Here is a 21,088-nt window from a genome sequence, read left to right on the forward strand (position 1 = left end):
ATATGGCCGTGGCCCAACCTGAACAGGACGATCTCGACCAGTCGAAAGCGCCACTCCTCGATCATCTGATCGAGCTGCGGCGTCGGCTGATCTATTGCGTCATCGCGGTCGTCGTCCTCTTCTTCTTCTGCTACGCGTTCGCGCAGTATATCTATAATTTTCTACTGATCCCGTACCGCCTTGCAGTTGGCGGCGATGCGCAGATCGACATGATCTACACCGCACCGCAGGAGTTCTTCTTCACGCAGGTGCGCGTGGCCTTCTTCGGCGCGATCGTGCTGGCCTTCCCGATAATCGCCTCGCAGCTTTACATGTTCGTTGCGCCTGGCCTTTACAAAAACGAACGGCGCGCCTTCCTGCCCTATCTCATCGCGACGCCCGTTCTCTTCATCCTCGGCGGCGCGCTCGTCTTCTTCATCGTGATGCCGCTCGCGATGACGTTCTTCCTGTCGATGCAGCAGACGGGAGCCGACCAGCAGGTCCACATCCAGCTCACCGCTCGCGTGAGCGAATATCTGCACCTGATAACGTCGCTCATTCTCGCCTTCGGCCTGTGCTTCCAGCTTCCGGTCGTGCTGACGCTGCTCGCGCGCGCTGGGCTTGTAACGTCAGCGTGGCTGCGCAAGCAGTGGCGTTACGCCATCGTGGCGATCTTCGCCGTCGCTGCGGTGCTGACGCCGCCGGATGTGATGAGCCAGGTGGGCCTCGCCATTCCGACGCTGCTTCTCTATGAGCTTTCCATCATCTCGGTGCGTTTCGTTGAACGCCAGCGCGCAGCCGAGGAGAAGAAGCGCATGGAAGAGGAAATCGGCGAGTAGAGGGTGGCGCGCGGTCCCGTCTCTCGTGAGCGAGCCCTGACGCATCGCCCTTCTTCACGGCAGGCCTCGGCTGCGCGGTCCACCTGGACACTTGACCCGCGTCGCGCTTCGCGGGAAAAGCGAGGCGAACCCGACAGCGGAGGAATCTGGCATGAGCGCGCCCGCCTACGACCCGAACAACGTCTTCGCAAAAATCCTTCGCGGCGAACTGCCCTGCCATTTCGTCCATGAAGACGCCGACAGCTTCGCGTTCATGGACATCATGCCGCGCGTCGACGGGCACACGCTCATCATCCCGAAAGCACCGGTGCGCAACATCCTCGATGCGTCGCCCGCCGTACTCGCGCCCGTCATCGCGACGGCGCAGCGCATAGCGGTCGCGGCGAAGAAGGCGTTCGGCGCAGATGGCGTGTCGCTCTGGCAATTTTCGGAACCGGCGGGCGGACAGGTGGTGTTCCACCTGCACTTCCATATCCTGCCGCGCACGGTCGGCGACGAGCTTCGCCCCCTTGGCATCATGGCGGACAACGACCTGCTCGCGAAGCATGCGGAGAAGCTGAAAGCCGCCCTCGCTTAAAGATCCGCGCATCGGTCCTTCCTTGATCGATGCGTCGAATTTAAAAGTCTCCGTTCGCTGTTCGTTGGCGCTGCCGCGCGATTTGCGGAATCGCGCGTACCGCTCATGCTACCTTCGCGTCCAAACAAGCTTTCGCGAGGTCGCGTTATGAACATCTTCGAAGCCATCACTGCCGCTCTGAATCAGGCTGGCCAGCAGGGTCAGCAGCAGCCGCCCGTGCAGCGTCAGTCCGCGCCGCAAACGCAGGCAAATCAGGCGGGTTCGGGTGGCCCGGCCATTCCGACATCCTTGCAGGATCTTCTCAATCAGGCCGGCTTTGGCAACCTGACCGTGATCGTCGACAAGCTCAGCAAGGGCGGCCTCGAAGAGCATGTGAAGTCGTGGCTCGGTCAGGGCGAAAACCTGCCCGTTGAAAAGGAAGACCTGCGCTCCGCGCTCGGCGATCAGGACTTGCAGCGCTTCGCCCAGAAGATCGGCATCCCGCCGGAAAAAATTCTCGACATCTTGCAGAAGAATCTCCCGGAGACCGTGGACAAGGCGAGCCCGAGCGGCCAGATCGTTCACCCCTACGGGCAGACTCACTAACGGCGTTCCAAGCGAAGGCCCCGCGCAGAGCGGTGCCTCGAACGAGCTTCTTGAGAGGAAGAAGCCTGCCCCCGGCTGGGCAGGCTTTTTTGCCTGCGCGGCGCGCTTCCGGCCGAGAGCATCCAACAGGAGATGGGAGCCAAGTCATGAGACCCCACGAAGCCCACGAAATATCCCGAGAATTGCGGGTTCGCAGGATGGACGAAAACGGCGTCGGCCTGGCTCTCGAATGGGCGGCCGCCGAGGGCTGGAACCCGGGTCGTCACGACGCATCATGCTTCTATGCCGCCGATCCCTACGGCTTCTTCCTCGCGGATCTGGACGGCGAACCGGTCGGCTGCATTTCCGCAGTCGCGTATGATGCCGCGTTCGGGTTTCTCGGCCTTTATATCGTCAAGCCGTCTTATCGTGGCCGGGGTTTCGGCCTCAAGCTCTGGGATACGGCGATGGCCTACATGGGCACGCGCAATGTCGGCCTCGATGGCGTCGTTGCGCAGCAGGACAATTACAAAAAGTCCGGCTTCAAGCTCGCCTATCGCAACATGCGGTATCAGGGAACGGGCGGCGGAGCCGAGCCCGCCGGTCTGGTCGAGTTGTCGTCCGTGAGTTTCGACGAGATTTGTCGCTATGATGCAACCGTGTTTCCGGCTCCGCGCGCGCGCCTCCTGCGCCGGTGGATCGATCAGCCGGGAGCGGTGGCGCTTGGCGTATTGAGCGGGCAGAGCCTCGCGGGATATGGCGTCGCGCGCCCGAGCCGCACAGGGTTCAGGATCGGGCCGCTATTCGCCGACGCGGCGCATATCGCGGGAGCGCTTTTCGAAGGGCTGTCATCACGGCTTCGTGGCGAGCCGATCTTTCTCGACACGACCGAGGCCAACCCTCGCAGCGCCGATCTTGCGCAGCGCTACGGCATGGAGCCGATGTTCGAGACGGCGCGCATGTACACAGACGGCGTCCCCGCCGGGCGGAGCGATCGGTGCTTCGGCCTAACAAGCCTTGAGATCGGCTGACCGCCGCTGCTACTACAAAAAGCTGTGCGGATCGACATCGATATGAAGCGTGACGCCTCCGCGCGGCGCATCCACGCTGGCGAGCCACGCCCGCAGATACGCCTGAAGATCGGCCTCGCGCGCGGCCTTCACGAGCAGCCGCTGCCGATGCAATCCACGGATGATCGCGAGCGGCGCCTCTACCGGCCCCAGCACCTGAATGCGTGACGCCTCCGGCGCGGCCAGCGCAAGCGCGCGCGCATACCCTTCCGCATCGTAGCGCGTCTTGCCGGAGACGATCAGCGCCGCGAGCCGCCCGAATGGCGGATAGCCCGCCTCTTCGCGCAAGCCGATTTCCGCCTCGTAGAAAGCCTCGCGGTTGCCGGTGACCAGCGCGCGCATCACCGGATGATCGGGGAAATGCGTCTGGATCAGCCCGCGCCCCGGTGCGCCGAAGCGACCCGCGCGGCCCGTCACCTGATGCAAGAGCTGAAATGTGCGCTCGCCCGCGCGCGGATCGGCGGTGGCGAGGCTCAGATCGCCGTCCACCACGCCGACGAACGACAGTTTCGGGAAGTTGTGCCCCTTCGACACGAGCTGCGTGCCGACGACGATATCGACGTCGCCCTCCGTGATGCGAGTCAGGATTTCGCGCAGCGCCGCTGTCGAGGGCACGAGGTCGCTCGACAGCACCGCGAGCCGCGCCTCGGGCCAGCGGTTCTGCGCCTCCTCGGTCACGCGCTCGATGCCGGGGCCGGACGCGGCGAGCGTCCCCTCGCCGTGGCAAGACGGGCACGCCTTCGGAAACGGCAGCGAGAAACCGCAATGGTGGCAGATGAGCCGCCCGCGCAGGCGATGCTCCACGAGATAGGCCGTGCATTGCGGGCAGGTGAAGCGATGGCCGCAGGCGCGGCACAGCGTCAGCGGCGCATAGCCCCGGCGGTTCAGGAACAGGAGCGCTTGCTCGCCCTTCGCAAGCGCCTCGTTCACCGCGCCGACAAGCGGCTCGCTGATCCACATCCCCCGCTCGGGCGGCACTGCGCGCAGGTCCACCGCCTCGACATCGGGCAGCGCGTTGCCAGAGAAGCGGCCGGGCAGCACCGCATGCCGATAGCGCCCGCGCTGGACGTTCACGATGCTTTCGACGGACGGTGTCGCCGAAGCCAGCACGATGGGAATTTTGCCGAGCGACGCCCGCACTACGGCCATGTCGCGCGCCTGATATGTCACGCGGTCGTCCTGCTTGAAGGATGGGTCGTGTTCTTCGTCCACCACGATAAGGCCGAGGTCCGTGAAGGGCAGGAACAGCGCCGACCGCGCGCCGCACACCACCCGCACCTCGCCCAGCGCCACGCCGCGCCAGACGCGCGCGCGCTCCTTCGGCGAGACGGCGGAGTGCCATTCGCCGGGGCGGCAGCCGAAGCGGCGCTCGAAGCGTTCGAGAAACTGATTCGTGAGCGCGATTTCCGGCAGCAGAATGAGCACCTGTCGTTCGCCGTGCCGCAGCGCTTCCGCCACCGCCTCGAAATACACCTCGGTCTTGCCGGAGCCGGTCACGCCGTCGAGAAGCGTTGCCGAGAAGCCGCCCTCCGCGATGGTTTGCTGAAGCGCACCAGCCGCTGTGAGCTGTGCGTCGCTGAGGCTCGCGAAAGCGAAGTCGGGCCGCGGAGCGAAAGCACGCGTGCGCGGAAGCTCGGCGCGGATGAGCGCGCCCGCTTGCGCCAGACCGTCGATCACCGCAGCGCTGACACCGGCGGCATCCATGAGCCGCTTTTTCGACCACACCGCGCCATCGGCCACGGCGGCCAACACGCGCTGGCGCGCGTCCGTCATGCGCGAGGGCACACCGCTTCCGTTGCGAAAGCCGAAACGCGGCTCCTCCGCCTCGAAAACGAGCCGCGCGCTCATCATCATTTGCAGCACCATGCCCTTCGGCGCGAGCGTGTACTGCGCGACCCAGTCCGCGAAGGCGAGATTGAGCGGCGGCAGTGGGGGCACCTCGTCGAGGCGCGCGAGCACGGGCTTCAGCTTTCGGGGATCGACCGGGCGCGTCGACGCCTCGCGCCACACGACGCCGATGCGTTTCACCGGGCCGAGGGGCACGACCACGAAATCGCCAGGCGCGAGCGTTTCACCTGCGGGCACTTCATATGTGTAAGGTTCGTCGAGGGCGAGCGGGAGCAGCACAGGCACAGTCGCGCGCGTGGACGCGCCGCGAGCGGGCGGCTCGGGCAAATCCGCGTCGAAAAGGGGCAGGTCTGAAGGCGCCATCGCGGGCGAGCTTCGCCGATGCGAGGCAGGATTTCAACCGTTGCCGGGCACAGGCCACCGCGCACGGGCTCCCTCGCAAGCCTCGCGAAATATTCGCGGGTGAAAAGTCGTTCAACAGAAATATTTCGCCACTTGCCTTGTTTCGGACACCGGAAACGGCTATATTCTCACCATCGATCTTGATTGCTGAGCTTGTTTCCGCGCCTGAGCGCGTCCTGACGATCTTTCTGCCAAAATCGATCCTGAACAATCGCTGTTCCAAGTTGGGCAGCGAGGAAAAACTTATGACCGATTGAAAGGAAATCGTCATGAATACTGGCACAGTGAAATTTTTTAACGTGAACAAGGGCTATGGCTTCATTCAACCCGACAGCGGTTCGGCTGACGTCTTCGTTCACATTTCCGCAGTTGAGCGCGCCGGCATGCGCACCATCGTCGAAGGCCAGAAGCTTTCGTTCGAAATCGTGCGTGACGCCCGTTCGGGCAAAAGCTCCGCGGAAAATCTCCAGGCCGCGTAATGCGCCCTGTGTTTTCCTACGGAAAGCAGAAGCGATAGCTGAAGGCTGGGCTCTTGCCCGGCCTTTTGCACTCTTAAGGAAAGAAAACTCATGATTACTAAAGACACATTGTTCGCGCCGCCGCGCAAACCGCAGACGAAAGCGGACATGACCAACACCGCCGCTCGCGCCATCATCGATTCCGAGAGCGCACTCCGTGTGGCGAAGATCGAGAAACTGCGTCAGGCCCGGCTCGAAATGGAAGCGCAGCAGCCTGTTGTTGTTAAAAAGACCCGCGCGAAAGCGGCGACTCGGCAAGTCCGGTTCTGATGCAGCGGCTTCGGCCGCACCGCTTTTGATGACATAAAAGCGCGCTCCAGCTCTTTCGTTTGAGCACCGATCTTCTCGCAAAACCGGCATACACTTTTGCGGATCATGCTCTATCGTCGGTTACTCGACAGAAGCAGGCTCGTTTCCGAGCTTGATATTCCCTTCAACTCGCGGATGCGGCGCAGCACGCGGTCGAAGGTTTCGAGGTCCGGCGTGCGCAACTCCACAACGAAATCCCATCGCCCGTTGGTCGTGTGAATCGCGACGGCTTCGGGAAAACCGCGCAGCGCCTTGTAGATGTGCTCGGTTTTTTCGCCTTCCACCTGAATCAGCATGATCGCGCAGACGGCGTCCGGCTCCGCTTCGCGGCGCAGCGCCACCGTAAAGCCGGTGATAACGCCGTCATGCACGAGCCGGTCGATGCGGTTCTGCACCGTCGCGCGGCTGAGGCCGAGAATCGCGGCAAGCGTCGCCACGGGCATCCGCGCGTTCTCACGCAGGAGCGCGATAAGTCGTCGGTTGGTCTCATCGAGAGGCATGATCTGACACTTTGCTAAGGGGCGCCTGCACTTTGTCAGCTTTTTGGAACGTTTCGCGCAACTTGCCTCCTTTAGACTGGTGAGGTCAACGGCGATTATTTGCATGGAAATTGCATGTTATCGTCGCGAGAGGCAGGATGCCAAAAACGCCAACCTTTTTAATGACCGACGACAGCCATTTCGAGGTGTCGTACAAGATCAATCCCTGGATGACGCCAGAGGAATGGCGCAGGGATGAGGTTAAAAATCGAGCAGAAGCGCGGCACGCTGCCGCATCTTTGGCCGAAGCGTTAAGGCAAACGGGCGCCCGCGTCGTCCATATCGATGGCGCGCCGGGCCTGCCGGACATGGTTTTCCCCGCAAACGCCGCCGTCGTCCTCGACCGCCGCGTGATGGCCGCGCGCTTCCGCTATCCCGAGCGGCAGGGCGAGGAGCGGCACTTCCTCGAAGCATTCGCACGGCTGAAGGACGAAGGCGCCTTCGATGATGTTAGCCAAATGCCGAAAGATTATTGGCAGGAAGGCGCGGGCGACGCGATCTTCGACGCAAACCGCCAGTTTTTCTGGACGGGTTTTGGTCCGCGATCCTCATTCGAGGCGGCGGATGTGCTTCGCGATTTCTTCAATGTTCCGGTCAAGCCGCTAGAACTCGTCTCGGGCCGCTTTTACCATCTCGACACTTGTTTCGTGCCTTTGAGCGGCGGAGAGGTTCTATATTACCCGCAGGCCTTCTCGAAGGCTTCGCTTTCGGTCATCCGCGATCACGTTGCGGCCGACAAGCGCATCGAGGCGAGCGACGAAGACGCGGCGCGCTTCGCCGTGAACGCCGTCAATATCGGGCGCGATATCGTCATGGCGGAGCCAACCGCGCACCTCGCCGACGAGCTTCGCGAGCGCGGTTATTCTGTGGTTCCGCTCAGGCTACGCCCCTTCATCATGTCCGGCGGCGGCGCTTACTGCATGACGCTCCGGCTCGATCTCAAATCCGCTTCGGCAACAAACAGAGGTGAAACCCTATGACGTTCGACACCGCATTCGCTCCGGCGCGCAGCTTCTCCTCGGCCCACGATTTCATCGCGACCGAAAACGAGTTCGGCGCGACCAACTACAAACCGCTCGACGTGGTGTTGAGCCGGGGCGAAGGCGTTTGGGTCTGGGACGTCGAGGGCAACCGCTATCTCGACTGCCTCTCGGGCTATTCCGCGGTCAATCAGGGGCATTGCCACCCGAAAATCCGCGAGGCGATGGTCGAACAGGCGGGCAAGCTCACACTCACGTCGCGCGCCTTCCGCAACGATCAGCTCGCGCCGTTCTTCGAAGAGCTGTGCAAGCTGACGCGGTCGCATCGTGTGCTGCCGATGAACACCGGCGCGGAAGCGGTCGAAACGGCCATCAAGATCGTCCGCAAGTGGGGCTACACCGTCAAGGGCGTGCCGCAGGACAAGGCCGAGATCATCGTCTTCGACAAGAATTTCCATGGCCGCACCACGACCGTCGTGAGCTTTTCGACCGATGAGACCGCGCGCGAAGGCTTCGGCCCGTTCACGCCGGGGTTCAAAATCATTCCATTCGGCGACATCAAGGCGCTTGAAGACGCCGTCACGCCGAACACGGTGGCCGTGCTCATGGAGCCGATCCAGGGCGAGGCGGGCGTGATCATTCCGCCGCCGGGCTATGTGAAGGCCGCGCGCGAGCTTTGCACACGCGAAAAGATTGTCTTCATCCTCGACGAGATCCAGACGGGTCTCGGCCGCACGGGCAAGCTGCTCGCGGAAGAGCATGAGGGCGTCGAAAGCGACATGACGCTGCTCGGCAAGGGTCTGTCGGGCGGGTTCTATCCCGTGTCGGCCGTGCTCTCGACTTCGCGGATCATGGGCGTATTGAAGCCCGGCGAGCATGGCAGCACCTTCGGCGGCAACCCGCTCGCCTGTGCGGTCGCGCGCGCGGCGCTCCGCGTCGTAACCGAAGAAGGCATGGTCGAGAACTCGGCCGCAATGGGCGCGTATTTCAGCGAGGGGCTGAGGGCGATCAACAGCCACGTGGTGAAAGAGATACGCGGGCGCGGCCTGATGATGGCCATCGAACTGCACCCCGACGCGGGCGGCGCACGCCGCTACTGTGCGGCGCTCAAGCATCGCGGCATCCTCTGCAAGGACACGAAGGAGCACACGATTCGCGTGTCGCCGCCGCTCATCATCAAGCGCGCGGAGGTCGATCAGGCGCTTGTGAAGTTCGCCGCCGTGCTGGCGTAGATACGGCGCGCGTCTCGTTGTCCCATTTTCGAATCGAGTGGCCGGGTTAGCCCGGCCATTTTCTTTCCGACTTTCAATACGGTGTGACTTCCGTCGCGCCCGCTGGCCTTGCGCGCTTCACGTTCCTAGGCGCTCTTTGCTTTTTGCGTGGCTTCGCCCACGAGATCCGCGAGATAGAGACCGTATTCCACCTTGCCGAAGAGCCTGGCGCGCTCGGCGAGAGCGTCGAGCCCGATGAAGCCTTTCTGAAAGGCGATTTCTTCAAGGCAGGCGATGTGAAGCCCTTGGCGTTTTTGCAGTGTGCGCACGAATTCGGACGCCTCAAGGAGCGAGTGATGCGTGCCGGTGTCGAGCCAGGCATGGCCGCGGGTGAGGCGCTGGACGTGCAGTTCGCCCCATTCGAGATATGTCCGATTGACATCGGTGATCTCGAGTTCGCCGCGTGGCGAGGGCCGAATGGATTTTGCTATGTCCACGACACGATGGTCGTAAAAATATAGGCCGGTGACCGCCCAGGACGACGTCGGATTTTTCGGCTTTTCCACGATGTCGACGGGTTTGCCCTCCGCATCGAACACGATGACACCGTATCGCTCGGGATCGTGCACAGGGTAAGCGAAAATGGTGGCGCCATTTCTTTTCGATGCGGCTTCGGTCAGCAAGTCGGACAGGCCGCCGCCCACGAAAATATTATCGCCGAGGACGAGAGCCACATTATCATGGCCTATGAACTTCTCGCCGATCAGGAAAGCTTGCGCCAGACCTTCCGGGCGCGCTTGTTCCGCATAGCTGAGGGATATTCCATAGGCACCGCCGTCGCCGAGAAGTTCCTTGAAGAGCGGCAGATGTGCGGGTGTTGAGATCAAAAGGATCTCTCGAATACCGGCAAGCATAAGCACGGAAAGCGGATAGTATATCATCGGCTTGTCGTAGACCGGTAGCAGCTGCTTGCTTACCGATATCGTCGCGGGGTAAAGCCTCGTCCCCGAACCGCCGGCCAGAATAATGCCTTTCATGAAGTGCTTTCCCCCTCAAGACAGTGTTCGACGGTCTCCGCGACAGCGAGTTTCCACGGTCGCGGTGTGATTGCGTAGCTTTCGGTGAGGCGAGCGACGGACAGGCGCGAATTTGCCGGTCGGCGAGCCGGTGTTGGATACTCGGCGGTGGAGATAGGGGCCACGGCAGGTGCCGTATAGCCGTACCGGGTTGCCTGGGCGAAGGCCTCGCAGGCAAGCGCGTACCATGTGGCTTCGCCGCCGTTGACGAAATGGAATGTGCCCGTGGGTGCGGCAGGATCTTCGACAAGACGCATAGCGATCGTTTGCAGGGCGCGGGCAAGGTCGGAGGCAGCCGTCGGGCACCCGAACTGATCTGCTACGATCCTGACGGAAGGACGCTCGCGCCCGATGCGCAGCATCGTCTTGACGAAATTGGTGCGATACGGGCTGAACAGCCATGCCGTGCGCACGATGACCGATCCGGGAAGAATGGCGCGGACCGCCTGCTCGCCGGCTTCCTTGCTGGCGCCATAGACACCGAGCGGAGACACTGCATCGCTTTCGTCATAAAAGCCGTGTCTGCTCCCATCGAAGACGTAGTCGGTCGAGATGTGGATAAGACGGGAACCATGGCGGCGCGCTGCTTCGGCAATGGCGGCCGGGCCCATCGCATTCAGACAGAAGGCGGTGAGTGGGTCGCTCTCGGCCCCGTCGACCTGCGTATAGCCACCCGCGTTGATGATCGCGAGTGGCCTGCAAGCATCAATGTAGGCGGTGATGCTCTCTGTGCTCGAAAGGTCGAGTTCCGATCTGTCCGGAGTCCGCAAACGCAGGCCATCGGGCCACGGCAGCCGCGCCAGTTCGAGGCCCAACTGCCCGCTTCCCCCGGTGATGAGGATCTCCGCGAGGCTCATCCGTGGGCTCTCTTGAGGCCGAGCCGCTCGCCCTTGTAATTTTGGGCGAGGATGTCCTCCCACCAATCTTCGTTTTCCAGATACCACTTCACCGTGGCTTCGATGCCGGCATCGAAACTCTGTTCAGGGCTCCAACCAAGCTCCGCGCGGATCTTGGAGGCATCGATTGCATACCGCGCGTCGTGGCCTGGGCGGTCGGCCACGAATGTAATGAGGTCTGCATAATGCTTGCCGCTGTCCCTCGGCCGCAGAGTGTCGAGCACGGCGCAAATGCGGTGCACGACATCAATGTTCCGCCGCTCCGCGTCGCCGCCGATGTTGTAGGTTTCGCCGGGGGTGCCGCGCTCGAAGACCGTGGTCAGCGCGCGGACATGATCATCGACGTAAAGCCAGTCGCGAATATTCTCCCCGCGCCCGTAGACCGGCAGTGCTTCACCAGCAAGCGCCTTGATGATGCAGAGCGGAATAAGCTTTTCGGGGAATTGGTATGGCCCATAATTGTTGGAGCAGTTCGTGATCAGGATGGGGAGGCCGTATGTATGTCCCCAAGCCGAGACGAGATGATCGGACGCGGCTTTCGATGCAGAATAGGGCGAGCGCGGATCATAGGGCGTTGCTTCGTGAAATTTTCCGGTCTCACCGAGCGAGCCATAGACCTCGTCTGTCGAGACATGGAGGAAGCGGAAGCGGGCACGCCGATCGGTTGGGAGCCTTTCGACATGCGCTTGCGCTGCCTGAAGCAGCCGGAACGTGCCGTTGATATTCGTATCGATGAACGCGACGGGGCCATCGATCGACCGGTCCACGTGAGTTTCCGCCGCGAGATTGATAAAACCATCGGGGTCGAACGTGGCCACCACCCGCTCCAGCAGGGCTGAATCGCAGATGCTGCCATGCACGAAGCTGTAGCGAGGATTGTGGGCCACGCAAGCCAGCGATGCCAGCGACGCCGCATAGGTCAGCTTGTCAAGGTTGAGAACGGTATGCGTCGTCTCCTCGATGAGATGTCGAACGAGCGCTGAGCCGATGAAACCGGCTCCTCCAGTGACAATGATTTTCATGGCCGCAATTCCCTGGGAGCCTCGGTGAGGGGCACGTCGCCCGGTTGGAACATGAAGGGGCTGTCGATGGCGGCGAGCAGCGGAAGGGCGCGATCCTTGGCGGAAAGCGTGGGCGGCACGCCTTCGGGTAGCGACCAGTTCACCGCAATCATCGGGTCGTCCCAACGAACGCCTGCGTCAGATGCGCCATCGTAGAAATCGGACACCTTGTAGATGATCTCGGTATCGGGCGTGAGCGTCAGAAAGCCGTGGAGAAAGCCAGCGGGGACAAAAAGTTGTTCGCCTCCCTCCGCTGATAGTTCGGTCGAAATCCACCCGCCGAAGCTTGGCGAGCCTATGCGGATATCGACGGTGACGTCGAAAATTCGCCCTTTCGAGCAGCGCACCAGTTTTGACTGCGCAAAAGGCGGCCTCTGGAAATGGAGCCCGCGCAGCGTGTATTTCTCGCGGGAAAGAGAGTGATTGTCCTGCACGAACCGCGATTCAAGCCCTGCTTGCCGGAAATTCCGCTCGTTATAGGTTTCGGAAAACCAGCCCCGGTCATCCTCGAAGCGACGCGGCCTTATCAGAAGTACCTCGCCTGTCATTGCAGAATGACCTCAGTTGAAGTGAGCCGGTGTGAGAGACTGCGGCATTGCCGAGCTTGATGCTGCTCTCCCTTGCTTGTGCCGGGCTGGCGTTATGGTCGAGGTTCGTCTTTGAGCCCTTCGCGACTGCTCGGGCTTCGCGGCTCGGCGTGATCAAATGTCGGCTAGCTTGAAGGGGGCGAGGAGTATGACGTCGGGGCGAGCGCGGGGGCTGAGGATTTCGGATCACAACTCCACAGCGATCCGCCGTTGTATCGAAAGTAGCGTAGCAAATCGTGCACGACTTCGCGCTATAGTCTTGAAAAGACACGCTCCCACGAAGGAACGTGCGCCTCAAGGAAGAACAACAAGGGAGGCATGCATGACGAGAGACGACACCATCTTGCGCGAGCGGCTGGCACGCGCGGAGGAGGAAATTTCAAACCTCCAGAACGCCGCCGCGAAGGCCGCCGACAGGCTTGCGACGCTCTACGAAGAATTTCAGATCCGCGACAGCTATCACGACTGGCAATATGTGCTGAGCGCCAAGGTCGGCCAGGTTCGCACGATGCGGCAGATCGCGAAGGATCTTTCGCGCGTTACCGAGAGCAAGGCAGGCCCAGCGGAACGCGCGCACGGCTGAGCTGCCCCTCTGCAATCGCGATTGCCGCCGCGTCAAAGCAGCACCAATTGGCGCATGGGCCCGGCTTGGGGTGATCCGGTCGCGCATCGGGAACCCGCAAGGTTTGGCGATATGCGCCTGACCGCGGCGCCCGGCATTAGACGCCGCTACTTCACCGTGACGTCGGTTTCGGGGCGATCCGTTCCCGGCTCGAACTCGCGATGCCAGCGGCCGGACGCATCCTCGAACTCGATATCTTGCGACGTGCCGGACACGCGCTGCTCGCCCGCCGCGAGTTCGGCTGCGGCAAGCGCGGCTTCTTTCGTGGGGAACGGCTCGGAAAAGACGCCTTCGGCCTTGTAGGCCCAGCCGCCGTCATGCTCCAGCACTTCGTAATGAACTTTCGTCATATCGACCTCGCGGATTGCATGCGCGTTGCATTCATGCGGAAACACGCGACGTTCGATAAACGCTCCGCACCATGGAAACCTTTTCACCTGTGGATCGCGACCCGATTTTGACCACGATGCTGTTCGTAGAACAACGGTTCGGCGGATGAAATCGGAGGGGTGCCCGTGTGGGAAATCGATAGCGCGGAAGCGTTGCAGGCGCTGGCGAGCCGTCTTTCGGCCTTCGTCTCGGAGCGCGATGCCATCACGCTGGCCGGCGATCTCGGCGCGGGCAAAACGACGTTCGCGCAAGGTCTGCTTTCCGCGCTCGGCGTGACCGAGGCGGCGACGAGCCCCACCTATCAGATCGTGCACGCTTACGAAACGCCACGACGCACTGTCTACCATTGCGACCTGTACCGGCTCCATCCGGGCGACGAGGAAGAAATCGGCTTCGCGGAGATGTGCCAGACGGGGGCGGTGGTCGTCGAATGGCCGGATATCGTCGCGGACGTGCTGCCGCACGACCGCCTGGACGTGCGCATCGAAGGCGAAGGCGGCACGCGGCGCGTTACGCTCACCGGCTTCGGCGCGTGGGAAAAGAAGCTCGCGCGGTTCCGCCAGATCGAAGCGTTTCTCGCGCGATGCGGCTGGGAGGGCGCGCGCTGCCTCGGATTGCGCGGCGACGCCTCCGCGCGGCAATTCATGCGTCTTTTGCGGGCGGGCGAGACGGCGATGCTGATGGACTGGCCCACGCAAAGCGATGGCCCACCGATCCGCGACGGTCGCCCTTATTGCGCCATCGCCCACCTGGCCCGCGAAGGCACACCCTTCATCGCGGTTTCTCATTGGCTGCGAGAGCACGCGGGGCTGTCTGCGCCCGCCGTCACGGCTTCGGACAAGGACGCGGGGCTTTATCTTGTGGAAGATCTTGGCGACGCGGTGTTTGGCGACCTGATCGCTGGAGGCGAACCGCTGGAACCGCTTTATGCGCTGGCGGTGGATGGCTTGTCTGCGGTTCGGGCATCCGGCGTGCCGCGCTCGCTCCCCGGGCCGGGCGGCGGCTTATACGACGTTCCCGCCTTCGACCGCGAAGCGATGGACGTGGAACTCGACCTCCTGCTGCAATGGTATTTCCGGCTTGAGCCGGTAGCCGCCGACCCGGCCGAGATGGCGCGGTCTTTCGTCGAGGCATGGTCGCCGCATCTCGACTGGCTCGACAAGCAGCCGAAGACCATCGCGCTGCGCGATTACCACTCGCCTAACCTGCTTCTGTGCCGCGAGCGCGACGGCCTCAAGCGGCTCGGCGTCATCGATTTTCAGGACGCGGTGTGGACGCACCCGGCCTACGATCTCGTTTCGCTGTTGCAGGACGCGCGGCTGGACGTGCCAGAAGCGGTCGAGCACGCGCTTTATGCGCGCTATTGCGAGGCCGCCGCTGCTGCCGATCCCGCTTTCAACGCCGCCGCATTCGCCCGCGCCTACGCCATCCTCGGCGCCGAACGCAACACCAAGATCCTCGGCATCTTCGCCCGCCTCTCGATGCGCGACGGCAAGCACGTCTATCTCGCGCATCTGCCGCGCATCCGTCGCTATCTGTGGCGGAACCTCGCGCATCCCGCCCTCGGCGAACTCAAGGCTTGGTACGAGGCGCATCTACACAAGGCTTGATCCGCGCGGTCAAACCGCGTCGGCGCCGGATGGCGAGAGCGGGCGCAATTCCACGCCGACCTGTTCGAGCGCGCGACGGACGGCCTTGGCGACGGCGACCGCGCCGGGCTCGTCCCCGTGGACGCATAGCGTATCGACTTCGAGCTTCACCTTTCCGCCGCCTGCTGTGTATGCCACGCCTTCTGTCGCGAGTCGGAGCGCCTGCAACGCGGCGGCGTCGGCGTTTGCGATCACCGCGCCCGGCTCTCCGCGCGGCACGAGCGAGCCATCCTCGCGATAGAGCCGGTCGCAGAAGCCTTCGCGCGCGAAGAAAAGCCCCGCGAGATCGGCGGCTTTTTCAAGCTCCGACCCCGGCGGGCCGACAAGGATCAGCCCGTCGTCAACCGTCCGCACCGCGCCCGCGATCGCGCCCGCATAGGCCGCGTCCTTCGCGGCCATGTTGTAAAGAGCGCCGTGCGGCTTGACATGACGCAACGGCGCGTTCGCGTAAGCCGCGAGCGCCTGTAGCGCGCCGATCTGATACGCGACCATGTATTCGAGTTCGCGCGCGGGCATCGGGATCGCGCGACGGCCGAAGCCCCACAAATCGTTGAAGCCGGGATGCGCGCCGAGCGCCACGCCACGCGCCGCCGCAGCGACCGCGAGGCCGTGCATGATGGTTGCGTCGCCGCCATGGAAGCCGCAGGCGACGTTCGCCGACGTGATGATGCCGACAAGCTCCTCGTCATGGCCGATGCGGTAGACGCCGAACCCTTCGCCCATGTCCGCATTGAGGTCGATATGCATGGTTCTACTCCCGATAGATCATCTTCCGGGTCATTCCGCCGTCGACGATAAGCTCCGAGCCTGTCATGAAGCCGGACTCGCGTGAAAGAAGAAACGCCACCGCAGCCGCGATGTCGGCGGGCGCACCGACGCGTCCGGCGGGATGCTGCGCATTTCGCCATCCGTTTTCCTTTCCGTGCATTCGGCTTGTGACAACGCCCGCACGGGTTTAAACCCGGTTGCAAAAAGAGGTTACGCCTATGAGCCAGAAATCGAGCCAGAACGCCGCCGCTCCCCTGTCCAACGAACTCGACATGTCGGCCTACTGGATGCCGTTCACGGCGAATCGCCAGTTCAAGGCCAACCCGCGCGTGCTCGTCGAGGCACAGGGTATGCATTATACCGCGATGGACGGCCGCAAGGTGCTCGACGGTGTGGCGGGGCTCTGGTGCGTGAACGCTGGCCACGGGCGGCGCGAGATCGCTGAGGCGGTGGAGCGTCAGCTTCTGACGATGGACTACGCGACAGCGTTCCAGATCGGGCACCCGGGCGCGTTTGAACTTGCCGCGCGTATCGCGCGCATCGCGCCTGAGGGCCTTGACCGCGTGTTCTTCGCGAATTCCGGCTCCGAGGCGGTCGAATCGGCGCTGAAGATCGCGCTCGCCTATCATCACGCGCGAGGACAGGCCCAGCGCACCCGCTTCGTCGGCCGCGAGAAGGGCTATCACGGCTGCAACTTCGGCGGCATGTCGGTCGGCGGCCTCGTGAACAACCGCCGCGCTTTCGGGGCGCTGCTGCCTTACGTCGACTACCTACCGCATACGCTCGACATCAAGCGCAACGCCTTCACCAAAGGCCAGCCGGAGCATGGCGCGGAACTCGCCGACGCGCTCGAAGGCATCATCGCGCTGCACGGCGCGGACACCATTGCGGGCGTGATCGTGGAGCCGATGTCCGGCTCGGCGGGGGTGATCCTGCCGCCGAAGGGGTATCTCGAAAGGCTCCGCGCGATTTGCGACCGCCACGGCCTGCTGCTGATTTTCGACGAGGTCATCACGGGCTTCGGGCGCATGGGCGCAGCCTTCGCCTCGCAAGCGCTCGGCGTTACGCCAGATATTTTCACGGTGGCGAAAGGCATCACCAACGGCGCGATCCCGATGGGCGCGGCCATCGCGAAGCGCGAGATTCACGACGCGATCATGCAGGGGCCGGAGCACGTCATCGAGCTGTTCCACGGCTATACCTATTCGGGCCACCCGGTCGCGTGCGCGGCCGGGCTTGCGACGCTCGACATCTACGAGAGCGAAGGGCTGTTCGAGCGCGCGGCGGCACTCGCGCCGGTGTGGGAAGAAGCGGTCCATTCGCTCAAGGGGGAGCCGCATGTCGTTGACATCCGCAATACGGGGATCGTGGCGGGCATGGAGCTTGAGCCGCGCGCCGATGGCGCGGGCAAGCGCGCGTTCGACGTCTATCAGGACTGTTTCGCGAACGGTGTGCTCGTGCGGCAGGGCGGCGAGATCATCGCGCTGTCGCCGCCGCTGATCGTGACGGAAAGCCAGGTCGGCGAGATCGTGGATGCGTTGCGCAATGCGCTCCGACGGGTTGCTTAGATCAGCCTGCGTTGCGCGCGGCACTTCGGCGCCTGCTTGAATCGCCTGCGTTAGTAAGACTCGATTTGGCGCAGAGCTGATCGACAACCAAAAACTACAGCGTCGCGCCGCATCTGATTCTACGGATTTGCTTCACGCGGCCCGGTATCCGCTTCGGATGAAAATGCGCTTGGCGGCAAGAAAGCGGCCTCGCCAGGTTGCTCATTTTCGGGCTGCGCCTCGTCCGGCTGAACCTCGGACCGCATGGTGTCCGATGTGTCTGCATCCGTGGGCGCTTGCTGCGGCGTGAGTTCGTACAACAGGAAAGACTCAATATAGATCGACTTTTCCAGCGCGAGCTTCGCGTTGAAACCGGCTTCCGCAATCTCCCGGTCGAAGAAATCGAGATCGGAGTCGGACGAGATCATGAGATACATGCGGCCGTCCGGCTTCAACCGCGCCCGCGCCTGCTGAAAGAGGCCGCGCAGGTTCAGATTGTCCGGCCCCGAATGCCAACCGGCGTCGGCGAGATCGCGCGTTTTGCCCGCATGTTTCGGCGGGCTCGAAAAGATGACATCGAAGATCGGGCGCGCCGGAATGGCATCCATCAGGTTGGAGCACAAACCTTTCACGTTCGGGCCGTAGCCGTTCGTCTCCGCATTTTGCACGGCGGCGTCGGCGGCGTTCGGGTTGATGTCAAGCGCGAGCACGAAATCCGCGCCCGCCCTTGCCGCCGCCAGCGCGAGGATGCCGGAGCCGGTGCCGATATCCGCAACCACCTTCCCGCGCAGGTCGAGGCCGTCGATGAAATGCGCGAAGGTTTCGCTCGAAATGAAGTAGCGCGGATGGAAGACGGTCGGCGGCACCTCCAGCATGAAGCCGGCCGCTTTCGCGCGCTGTGTCCCCTCGTGGTTCAGTACGAAGTGGTACGAAAGATAATGCAGCGTGCTGCGCAGCGCCTTGCGGAAGCCCGACTGCGGCCGCGCGCGCCTGTCAAGCGCCGAGGGCGAAGCGCCGCCAGCGGCGACCGGATTATGCGAAGCCTGTCCCAACACCTGATCCATGACGAATACCCTGCTGTTAGCGTTAGCGGTCGGAAAGCTGTGCGTGCTTCTCGCGCCATGCGGCGAGACGAAGGAACGGGAGGACGACACGCTGCGCCATCGAACGGGCGTGCGCCGGAAGATGTCGCGGCTCGTCCTGTTGCGCGGTTTCGTCCGTCAGCGCGCCCCTAAGACGCGCAAGTTCAGTGGCGGCGGGGTTCCATTCGCGCCACGCCGCCAAGGCTTCCCCCGCGAGGAGGCCGCTAACGACTTCGGGCGCGGGGCCGAAGATCGGCAATTGTCGTCCAAGGTCGGCGTCGTGAAGGATCGTCCATTTGGAGACGCCGCCCATCGCGGGCGAGGCGAGCGCATAGGCGACGCGCCCAACCCAAGCTTCGCGAATGCAGAACGAGCACATCGCACATGGTTCGACGGTGGAATAGAGCGTCGCCCGCGCAAGCCCGCCCCGACCAACGGTCTTCAGCGCGGCGGCGATGGCGATGATTTCGGCGTGACGCGAGAAGTCGGCGTCGCGCATCGCGCGGTTGCCCGCTTCGGCGACAATCTCTCCGTCGAGTGCGATCAGTGCGCCGAACGGATAGTCGCCCTCCCGGGTCGCCTCTCTCGAAAGCTCGATGCACCGCAGCATCATCGCCTCGTCGGCCGCATTCCACCACGCCATGACGCAAACCTTCCCGACTCCAGCGTCTCCGCGTCGATGACGCGCGCGGCGGACTGGAAGCACAAAAACTTGCGCCTATTTATAGCGAGAATGGCTTCAGGCCCGCTTAAACGGGGAAGGACAGAACCGCACGTTATCTTCGTGATCTGTTTCTCATATCGGCCTGCGATGATTTGCGAATTTGTTCCGCAACTTCTGCGGGGCTGGGTGCGCGCCTTAACATCTTTTAATTTGGCGGCAAGTGGTTTGTAATATTCGCCTTCTTATATGAACGCTACGACGTAAATGTTTCAGGGGAGAGCGGGCCGATGGCTGCAGGACAACTAGAGGATGAGCCGAGGGATAAGCGGGCCTTCGGACGCGTCAAGTCGGCGAGCGCCTTCCTCGGCGCAGGGCTTCTCGGCGTGGGTCTGCTCGCGGCGACGCCCGCCATGCCGTTCCACGCTGGCGACGCGTTCGCGCAGGAAATGAAGCAGGGGCCGCTGCCCGGATCGCCTCCCACATTCGCCGATCTCGCGGACAAGGTTCGCCCGGCCGTGGTGAGCGTGAACGTGAAGTCACGCGGGGCCGCCGGCGAAACCGCGCAGAAAGATCTGCCCGACCTCCCGCAGGACCATCCCCTTCGCGAATTCTTCGATCAGTTCAAGCATAACCAGCCGGAGCGCCGCCCGTCGCGCGCGCAAGGCTCGGGCTTCCTCATCTCGCCGGACGGCTATGTGGTGACGAACCATCACGTGGCCGACAAGGTGGACGAGATCGAGATCACCTTCGAAAACGAAGAGAAATACAAGGCGAAGGTCGTCGGCTCGGATGCGCGCACGGACATCGCGCTGCTGAAGATCGACTCCAAGAAGAAGTTCGACAACTGGCTCGAATTTGAAGACGCCGCGCCGCGCGTTGGCGATTGGGTGCTGGCGGTCGGCAATCCGTTCGGCCTCGGCGGCACGGTGACGGCCGGTATCGTCTCGGCGAACGGCCGCGACATCGGCTCCGGCCCGTATGATTTCCTCCAGATCGACGCGGCAGTGAACCGCGGCAATTCCGGCGGTCCGGCTGTGGACCTCAAGGGCAAGGTCGTCGGCGTGAACACCGCGATCTACTCGCCGTCGGGTGGCAGCGTCGGCATCGCGTTCGCGATCCCGACCTCCACCGCCAAAGAAGTCGTCGACAAGCTACGCGACAAGGGCAAGGTGTCGAGCGGCTGGCTCGGCGTGCAGATCCAGAACCTCGACGAGAATATCGCCGAGAGCCAGGGCCTGAAGACCGCCAAAGGCGCGCTCGTCGCCAAGATCATCGCGGATGGCCCCGCTGCGAAATCCGAACTCAAGGCTCGCGACGTCATCCAGCAGGTGAACGGCCGGACGGTTGGCAATTCCCGCGAACTCGCCCGCACCATTGCCGCGCTTCCGCCCGGGGCTGACGCCAAGCTGCGCGTCTTCCGCAACGGCGAGGAACGCGAAGTCACGGTCAAGCTCGGCGAATTCCCGGCGAACGACAAGCTTGCCTCGCTTCAGGGCGGCGGCAACGACGACAGCGACAGCAGCGCGTCCGGCAAGGAGCTGGAAGACCTCGGTCTGACGCTCATTCCCGCGCCCGAATTCCCCGGTGCCAAGACCAAGGAAGGCGTCGCCATTGTCAACGTCGACCCGAACTCGAAGGCCGCCGATCAGGGACTGCGTCGCGGCGACGTGATCGTAGAAGTGAACGGCAAGACCGTAACTTCGCCGGACGAAGTCGTGGAAGGCATTCGGGACGCCCGCCAGAAGAACAAGAAGAACGTTCTTCTTCAGGTGAGAAGTCGTGACCAGCAGCGGTTCATTGGCCTTCCCATCGACAAGTCCGACGAGGACAAGGAAAGCGAAGCCAAGGAGCCCACGGGCACCGAAAAGAACAAGGGCAAGCGCTAAGCCATGCTCCAAAATGCCGCCACT

Annotated in this window: 22 protein-coding genes; 10 read left to right on the top strand and 12 right to left on the bottom strand. The window is 63.1% G+C overall.

The window, feature by feature from the left end:
- The first annotated feature begins 2 nt into the window (after window positions 1-2).
- The 4 genes from tatC to RVAN_RS15480 all read left to right on the top strand — a co-directional run bounded on the left by tatC (window position 3) and on the right by RVAN_RS15480 (window position 2,990).
- Complete coding sequence (gene tatC / locus RVAN_RS15465) at window positions 3-818, top strand: twin-arginine translocase subunit TatC (RefSeq protein WP_013420649.1); 816 nt, start codon at window positions 3-5, stop codon at window positions 816-818.
- 151 nt (window positions 819-969) lie between these two features.
- Window positions 970-1,395, top strand: coding sequence for an HIT family protein (locus RVAN_RS15470; RefSeq protein ID WP_013420650.1), 426 nt, complete (start codon window positions 970-972; stop codon window positions 1,393-1,395).
- A gap of 147 nt (window positions 1,396-1,542) precedes the next feature.
- Complete coding sequence (locus RVAN_RS19255) at window positions 1,543-1,980, top strand: YidB family protein (RefSeq protein ID WP_013420651.1); 438 nt, start codon at window positions 1,543-1,545, stop codon at window positions 1,978-1,980.
- Between the two features lie 146 nt (window positions 1,981-2,126).
- Window positions 2,127-2,990, top strand: a complete 864-nt coding sequence (locus RVAN_RS15480; RefSeq protein ID WP_013420652.1) for a GNAT family N-acetyltransferase — start codon at window positions 2,127-2,129, stop codon at window positions 2,988-2,990.
- A 12-nt stretch (window positions 2,991-3,002) separates the two neighbouring features.
- On the opposite strand, the gene RVAN_RS15485 is transcribed toward RVAN_RS15480, so the two are convergent.
- The 3 genes from RVAN_RS15485 to RVAN_RS15500 all read right to left on the bottom strand — a co-directional run bounded on the left by RVAN_RS15485 (window position 3,003) and on the right by RVAN_RS15500 (window position 6,606).
- Complete coding sequence (locus tag RVAN_RS15485; RefSeq protein ID WP_013420653.1) at window positions 3,003-5,240, bottom strand: primosomal protein N'; 2,238 nt, start codon at window positions 5,238-5,240, stop codon at window positions 3,003-3,005.
- Between the two features lie 167 nt (window positions 5,241-5,407).
- Window positions 5,408-6,157, bottom strand: a complete 750-nt coding sequence (locus RVAN_RS21205) for a hypothetical protein (RefSeq protein ID WP_425337397.1) — start codon at window positions 6,155-6,157, stop codon at window positions 5,408-5,410.
- 20 nt (window positions 6,158-6,177) lie between these two features.
- Window positions 6,178-6,606 (bottom strand): Lrp/AsnC family transcriptional regulator, encoded by a 429-nt coding sequence (locus RVAN_RS15500; RefSeq protein ID WP_041787744.1) that lies wholly within the window; start codon window positions 6,604-6,606, stop codon window positions 6,178-6,180.
- A 161-nt stretch (window positions 6,607-6,767) separates the two neighbouring features.
- On the opposite strand from RVAN_RS15500, the gene RVAN_RS15505 reads away from it, so the two are divergent.
- Both RVAN_RS15505 and rocD read left to right on the top strand, forming a co-directional pair.
- Window positions 6,768-7,625 carry a dimethylarginine dimethylaminohydrolase family protein gene (locus RVAN_RS15505; protein WP_210160438.1) on the top strand — a complete coding sequence of 286 codons (858 nt, stop codon included), beginning with the start codon at window positions 6,768-6,770 and terminating at the stop codon, window positions 7,623-7,625.
- Window positions 7,622-8,857: an ornithine--oxo-acid transaminase gene (gene rocD / locus RVAN_RS15510; protein WP_013420658.1), complete on the top strand. Its 1,236-nt coding sequence runs from the start codon at window positions 7,622-7,624 to the stop codon at window positions 8,855-8,857. Before RVAN_RS15505 ends, rocD begins: the two co-directional genes overlap by 4 nt.
- A gap of 125 nt (window positions 8,858-8,982) precedes the next feature.
- Here rocD and rfbA read toward each other — a convergent pair whose 3' ends face one another.
- The 4 genes from rfbA to rfbC are packed head-to-tail and all read right to left on the bottom strand — an operon-like array spanning window position 8,983 to window position 12,417.
- Window positions 8,983-9,873 carry a glucose-1-phosphate thymidylyltransferase RfbA gene (gene rfbA / locus RVAN_RS15515; RefSeq protein ID WP_013420659.1) on the bottom strand — a complete coding sequence of 297 codons (891 nt, stop codon included), beginning with the start codon at window positions 9,871-9,873 and terminating at the stop codon, window positions 8,983-8,985.
- Window positions 9,870-10,769: a dTDP-4-dehydrorhamnose reductase gene (gene rfbD, locus RVAN_RS15520; protein WP_013420660.1), complete on the bottom strand. Its 900-nt coding sequence runs from the start codon at window positions 10,767-10,769 to the stop codon at window positions 9,870-9,872. Before rfbD ends, rfbA begins: the two co-directional genes overlap by 4 nt.
- Entirely contained in the window at window positions 10,766-11,830 is a 1,065-nt protein-coding gene (gene rfbB / locus RVAN_RS15525) for a dTDP-glucose 4,6-dehydratase (RefSeq protein ID WP_013420661.1), read from the bottom strand. Before rfbB ends, rfbD begins: the two co-directional genes overlap by 4 nt.
- Window positions 11,827-12,417 carry a dTDP-4-dehydrorhamnose 3,5-epimerase gene (gene rfbC / locus RVAN_RS15530; RefSeq protein ID WP_013420662.1) on the bottom strand — a complete coding sequence of 197 codons (591 nt, stop codon included), beginning with the start codon at window positions 12,415-12,417 and terminating at the stop codon, window positions 11,827-11,829. The genes rfbB and rfbC overlap by 4 nt, the downstream gene beginning before the upstream one ends.
- A 361-nt stretch (window positions 12,418-12,778) precedes the next feature.
- Between rfbC and RVAN_RS15535 the strand changes: the two genes are divergently transcribed.
- Window positions 12,779-13,039 carry a hypothetical protein gene (locus RVAN_RS15535; RefSeq protein WP_013420663.1) on the top strand — a complete coding sequence of 87 codons (261 nt, stop codon included), beginning with the start codon at window positions 12,779-12,781 and terminating at the stop codon, window positions 13,037-13,039.
- Between the two features lie 146 nt (window positions 13,040-13,185).
- Here the strand turns inward: RVAN_RS15535 and RVAN_RS15540 are convergent, their stop codons facing one another.
- Entirely contained in the window at window positions 13,186-13,428 is a 243-nt protein-coding gene (locus tag RVAN_RS15540) for a DUF2188 domain-containing protein (RefSeq protein ID WP_013420664.1), read from the bottom strand.
- Between the two features lie 165 nt (window positions 13,429-13,593).
- Here RVAN_RS15540 and tsaE point away from each other — a divergent pair, with 165 nt between their 5' ends.
- Window positions 13,594-15,078 carry a tRNA (adenosine(37)-N6)-threonylcarbamoyltransferase complex ATPase subunit type 1 TsaE gene (gene tsaE, locus RVAN_RS15545; RefSeq protein ID WP_013420665.1) on the top strand — a complete coding sequence of 495 codons (1,485 nt, stop codon included), beginning with the start codon at window positions 13,594-13,596 and terminating at the stop codon, window positions 15,076-15,078.
- Between the two features lie 9 nt (window positions 15,079-15,087).
- Here the strand turns inward: tsaE and RVAN_RS15550 are convergent, their stop codons facing one another.
- Window positions 15,088-15,864 carry a LamB/YcsF family protein gene (locus tag RVAN_RS15550; protein WP_013420666.1) on the bottom strand — a complete coding sequence of 259 codons (777 nt, stop codon included), beginning with the start codon at window positions 15,862-15,864 and terminating at the stop codon, window positions 15,088-15,090.
- Between the two features lie 4 nt (window positions 15,865-15,868).
- Entirely contained in the window at window positions 15,869-16,045 is a 177-nt protein-coding gene (locus RVAN_RS19770) for an SDR family oxidoreductase (RefSeq protein WP_081449494.1), read from the bottom strand.
- Window positions 16,046-16,103: 58 nt separating this feature from the next.
- Here RVAN_RS19770 and RVAN_RS15555 point away from each other — a divergent pair, with 58 nt between their 5' ends.
- Window positions 16,104-17,453 (top strand): aspartate aminotransferase family protein, encoded by a 1,350-nt coding sequence (locus RVAN_RS15555; RefSeq protein ID WP_013420667.1) that lies wholly within the window; start codon window positions 16,104-16,106, stop codon window positions 17,451-17,453.
- Between the two features lie 119 nt (window positions 17,454-17,572).
- Here the strand turns inward: RVAN_RS15555 and RVAN_RS15560 are convergent, their stop codons facing one another.
- Both RVAN_RS15560 and RVAN_RS19260 read right to left on the bottom strand, forming a co-directional pair.
- A complete protein-coding gene (locus tag RVAN_RS15560) occupies window positions 17,573-18,496 on the bottom strand; it encodes a 50S ribosomal protein L11 methyltransferase (protein ID WP_013420668.1) in 924 nt (307 codons plus the stop codon).
- A gap of 22 nt (window positions 18,497-18,518) precedes the next feature.
- Entirely contained in the window at window positions 18,519-19,157 is a 639-nt protein-coding gene (locus RVAN_RS19260; RefSeq protein ID WP_013420669.1) for a nucleoside deaminase, read from the bottom strand.
- 308 nt (window positions 19,158-19,465) lie between these two features.
- On the opposite strand from RVAN_RS19260, the gene RVAN_RS15570 reads away from it, so the two are divergent.
- Window positions 19,466-21,064 carry a Do family serine endopeptidase gene (locus tag RVAN_RS15570; protein WP_013420670.1) on the top strand — a complete coding sequence of 533 codons (1,599 nt, stop codon included), beginning with the start codon at window positions 19,466-19,468 and terminating at the stop codon, window positions 21,062-21,064.
- Window positions 21,065-21,088 lie beyond the last annotated feature (24 nt).

It is taken from the genome of Rhodomicrobium vannielii ATCC 17100 (assembly GCF_000166055.1).
GTDB lineage: Bacteria > Pseudomonadota > Alphaproteobacteria > Rhizobiales > Rhodomicrobiaceae > Rhodomicrobium > Rhodomicrobium vannielii.

Bases quoted from the DNA above. Each gene is read 5' to 3' on its own strand.
- RVAN_RS15570 (WP_013420670.1), top strand. From the start codon at position 19,466: ATGGCTGCAGGACAACTAGAGGATGAGCCGAGGGATAAGCGGGCCTTC.
- rfbC (WP_013420662.1), bottom strand. From the start codon at position 12,417: ATGACAGGCGAGGTACTTCTGATAAGGCCGCGTCGCTTCGAGGATGAC.
- RVAN_RS19260 (WP_013420669.1), bottom strand. From the start codon at position 19,157: ATGGCGTGGTGGAATGCGGCCGACGAGGCGATGATGCTGCGGTGCATC.
- RVAN_RS15540 (WP_013420664.1), bottom strand. From the start codon at position 13,428: ATGACGAAAGTTCATTACGAAGTGCTGGAGCATGACGGCGGCTGGGCC.
- RVAN_RS15470 (WP_013420650.1), top strand. From the start codon at position 970: ATGAGCGCGCCCGCCTACGACCCGAACAACGTCTTCGCAAAAATCCTT.
- RVAN_RS15500 (WP_041787744.1), bottom strand. From the start codon at position 6,606: ATGCCTCTCGATGAGACCAACCGACGACTTATCGCGCTCCTGCGTGAG.
- RVAN_RS19255 (WP_013420651.1), top strand. From the start codon at position 1,543: ATGAACATCTTCGAAGCCATCACTGCCGCTCTGAATCAGGCTGGCCAG.
- RVAN_RS15505 (WP_210160438.1), top strand. From the start codon at position 6,768: ATGACCGACGACAGCCATTTCGAGGTGTCGTACAAGATCAATCCCTGG.
- rfbD (WP_013420660.1), bottom strand. From the start codon at position 10,769: ATGAGCCTCGCGGAGATCCTCATCACCGGGGGAAGCGGGCAGTTGGGC.
- RVAN_RS21205 (WP_425337397.1), bottom strand. From the start codon at position 6,157: ATGCCGGTTTTGCGAGAAGATCGGTGCTCAAACGAAAGAGCTGGAGCG.
- rfbA (WP_013420659.1), bottom strand. From the start codon at position 9,873: ATGAAAGGCATTATTCTGGCCGGCGGTTCGGGGACGAGGCTTTACCCC.
- RVAN_RS19770 (WP_081449494.1), bottom strand. From the start codon at position 16,045: ATGCACGGAAAGGAAAACGGATGGCGAAATGCGCAGCATCCCGCCGGA.
- RVAN_RS15485 (WP_013420653.1), bottom strand. From the start codon at position 5,240: ATGGCGCCTTCAGACCTGCCCCTTTTCGACGCGGATTTGCCCGAGCCG.
- RVAN_RS15535 (WP_013420663.1), top strand. From the start codon at position 12,779: ATGACGAGAGACGACACCATCTTGCGCGAGCGGCTGGCACGCGCGGAG.
- RVAN_RS15550 (WP_013420666.1), bottom strand. From the start codon at position 15,864: ATGCATATCGACCTCAATGCGGACATGGGCGAAGGGTTCGGCGTCTAC.
- RVAN_RS15480 (WP_013420652.1), top strand. From the start codon at position 2,127: ATGAGACCCCACGAAGCCCACGAAATATCCCGAGAATTGCGGGTTCGC.
- tatC (WP_013420649.1), top strand. From the start codon at position 3: ATGGCCGTGGCCCAACCTGAACAGGACGATCTCGACCAGTCGAAAGCG.
- RVAN_RS15560 (WP_013420668.1), bottom strand. From the start codon at position 18,496: ATGGATCAGGTGTTGGGACAGGCTTCGCATAATCCGGTCGCCGCTGGC.
- rocD (WP_013420658.1), top strand. From the start codon at position 7,622: ATGACGTTCGACACCGCATTCGCTCCGGCGCGCAGCTTCTCCTCGGCC.
- RVAN_RS15555 (WP_013420667.1), top strand. From the start codon at position 16,104: ATGAGCCAGAAATCGAGCCAGAACGCCGCCGCTCCCCTGTCCAACGAA.
- rfbB (WP_013420661.1), bottom strand. From the start codon at position 11,830: ATGAAAATCATTGTCACTGGAGGAGCCGGTTTCATCGGCTCAGCGCTC.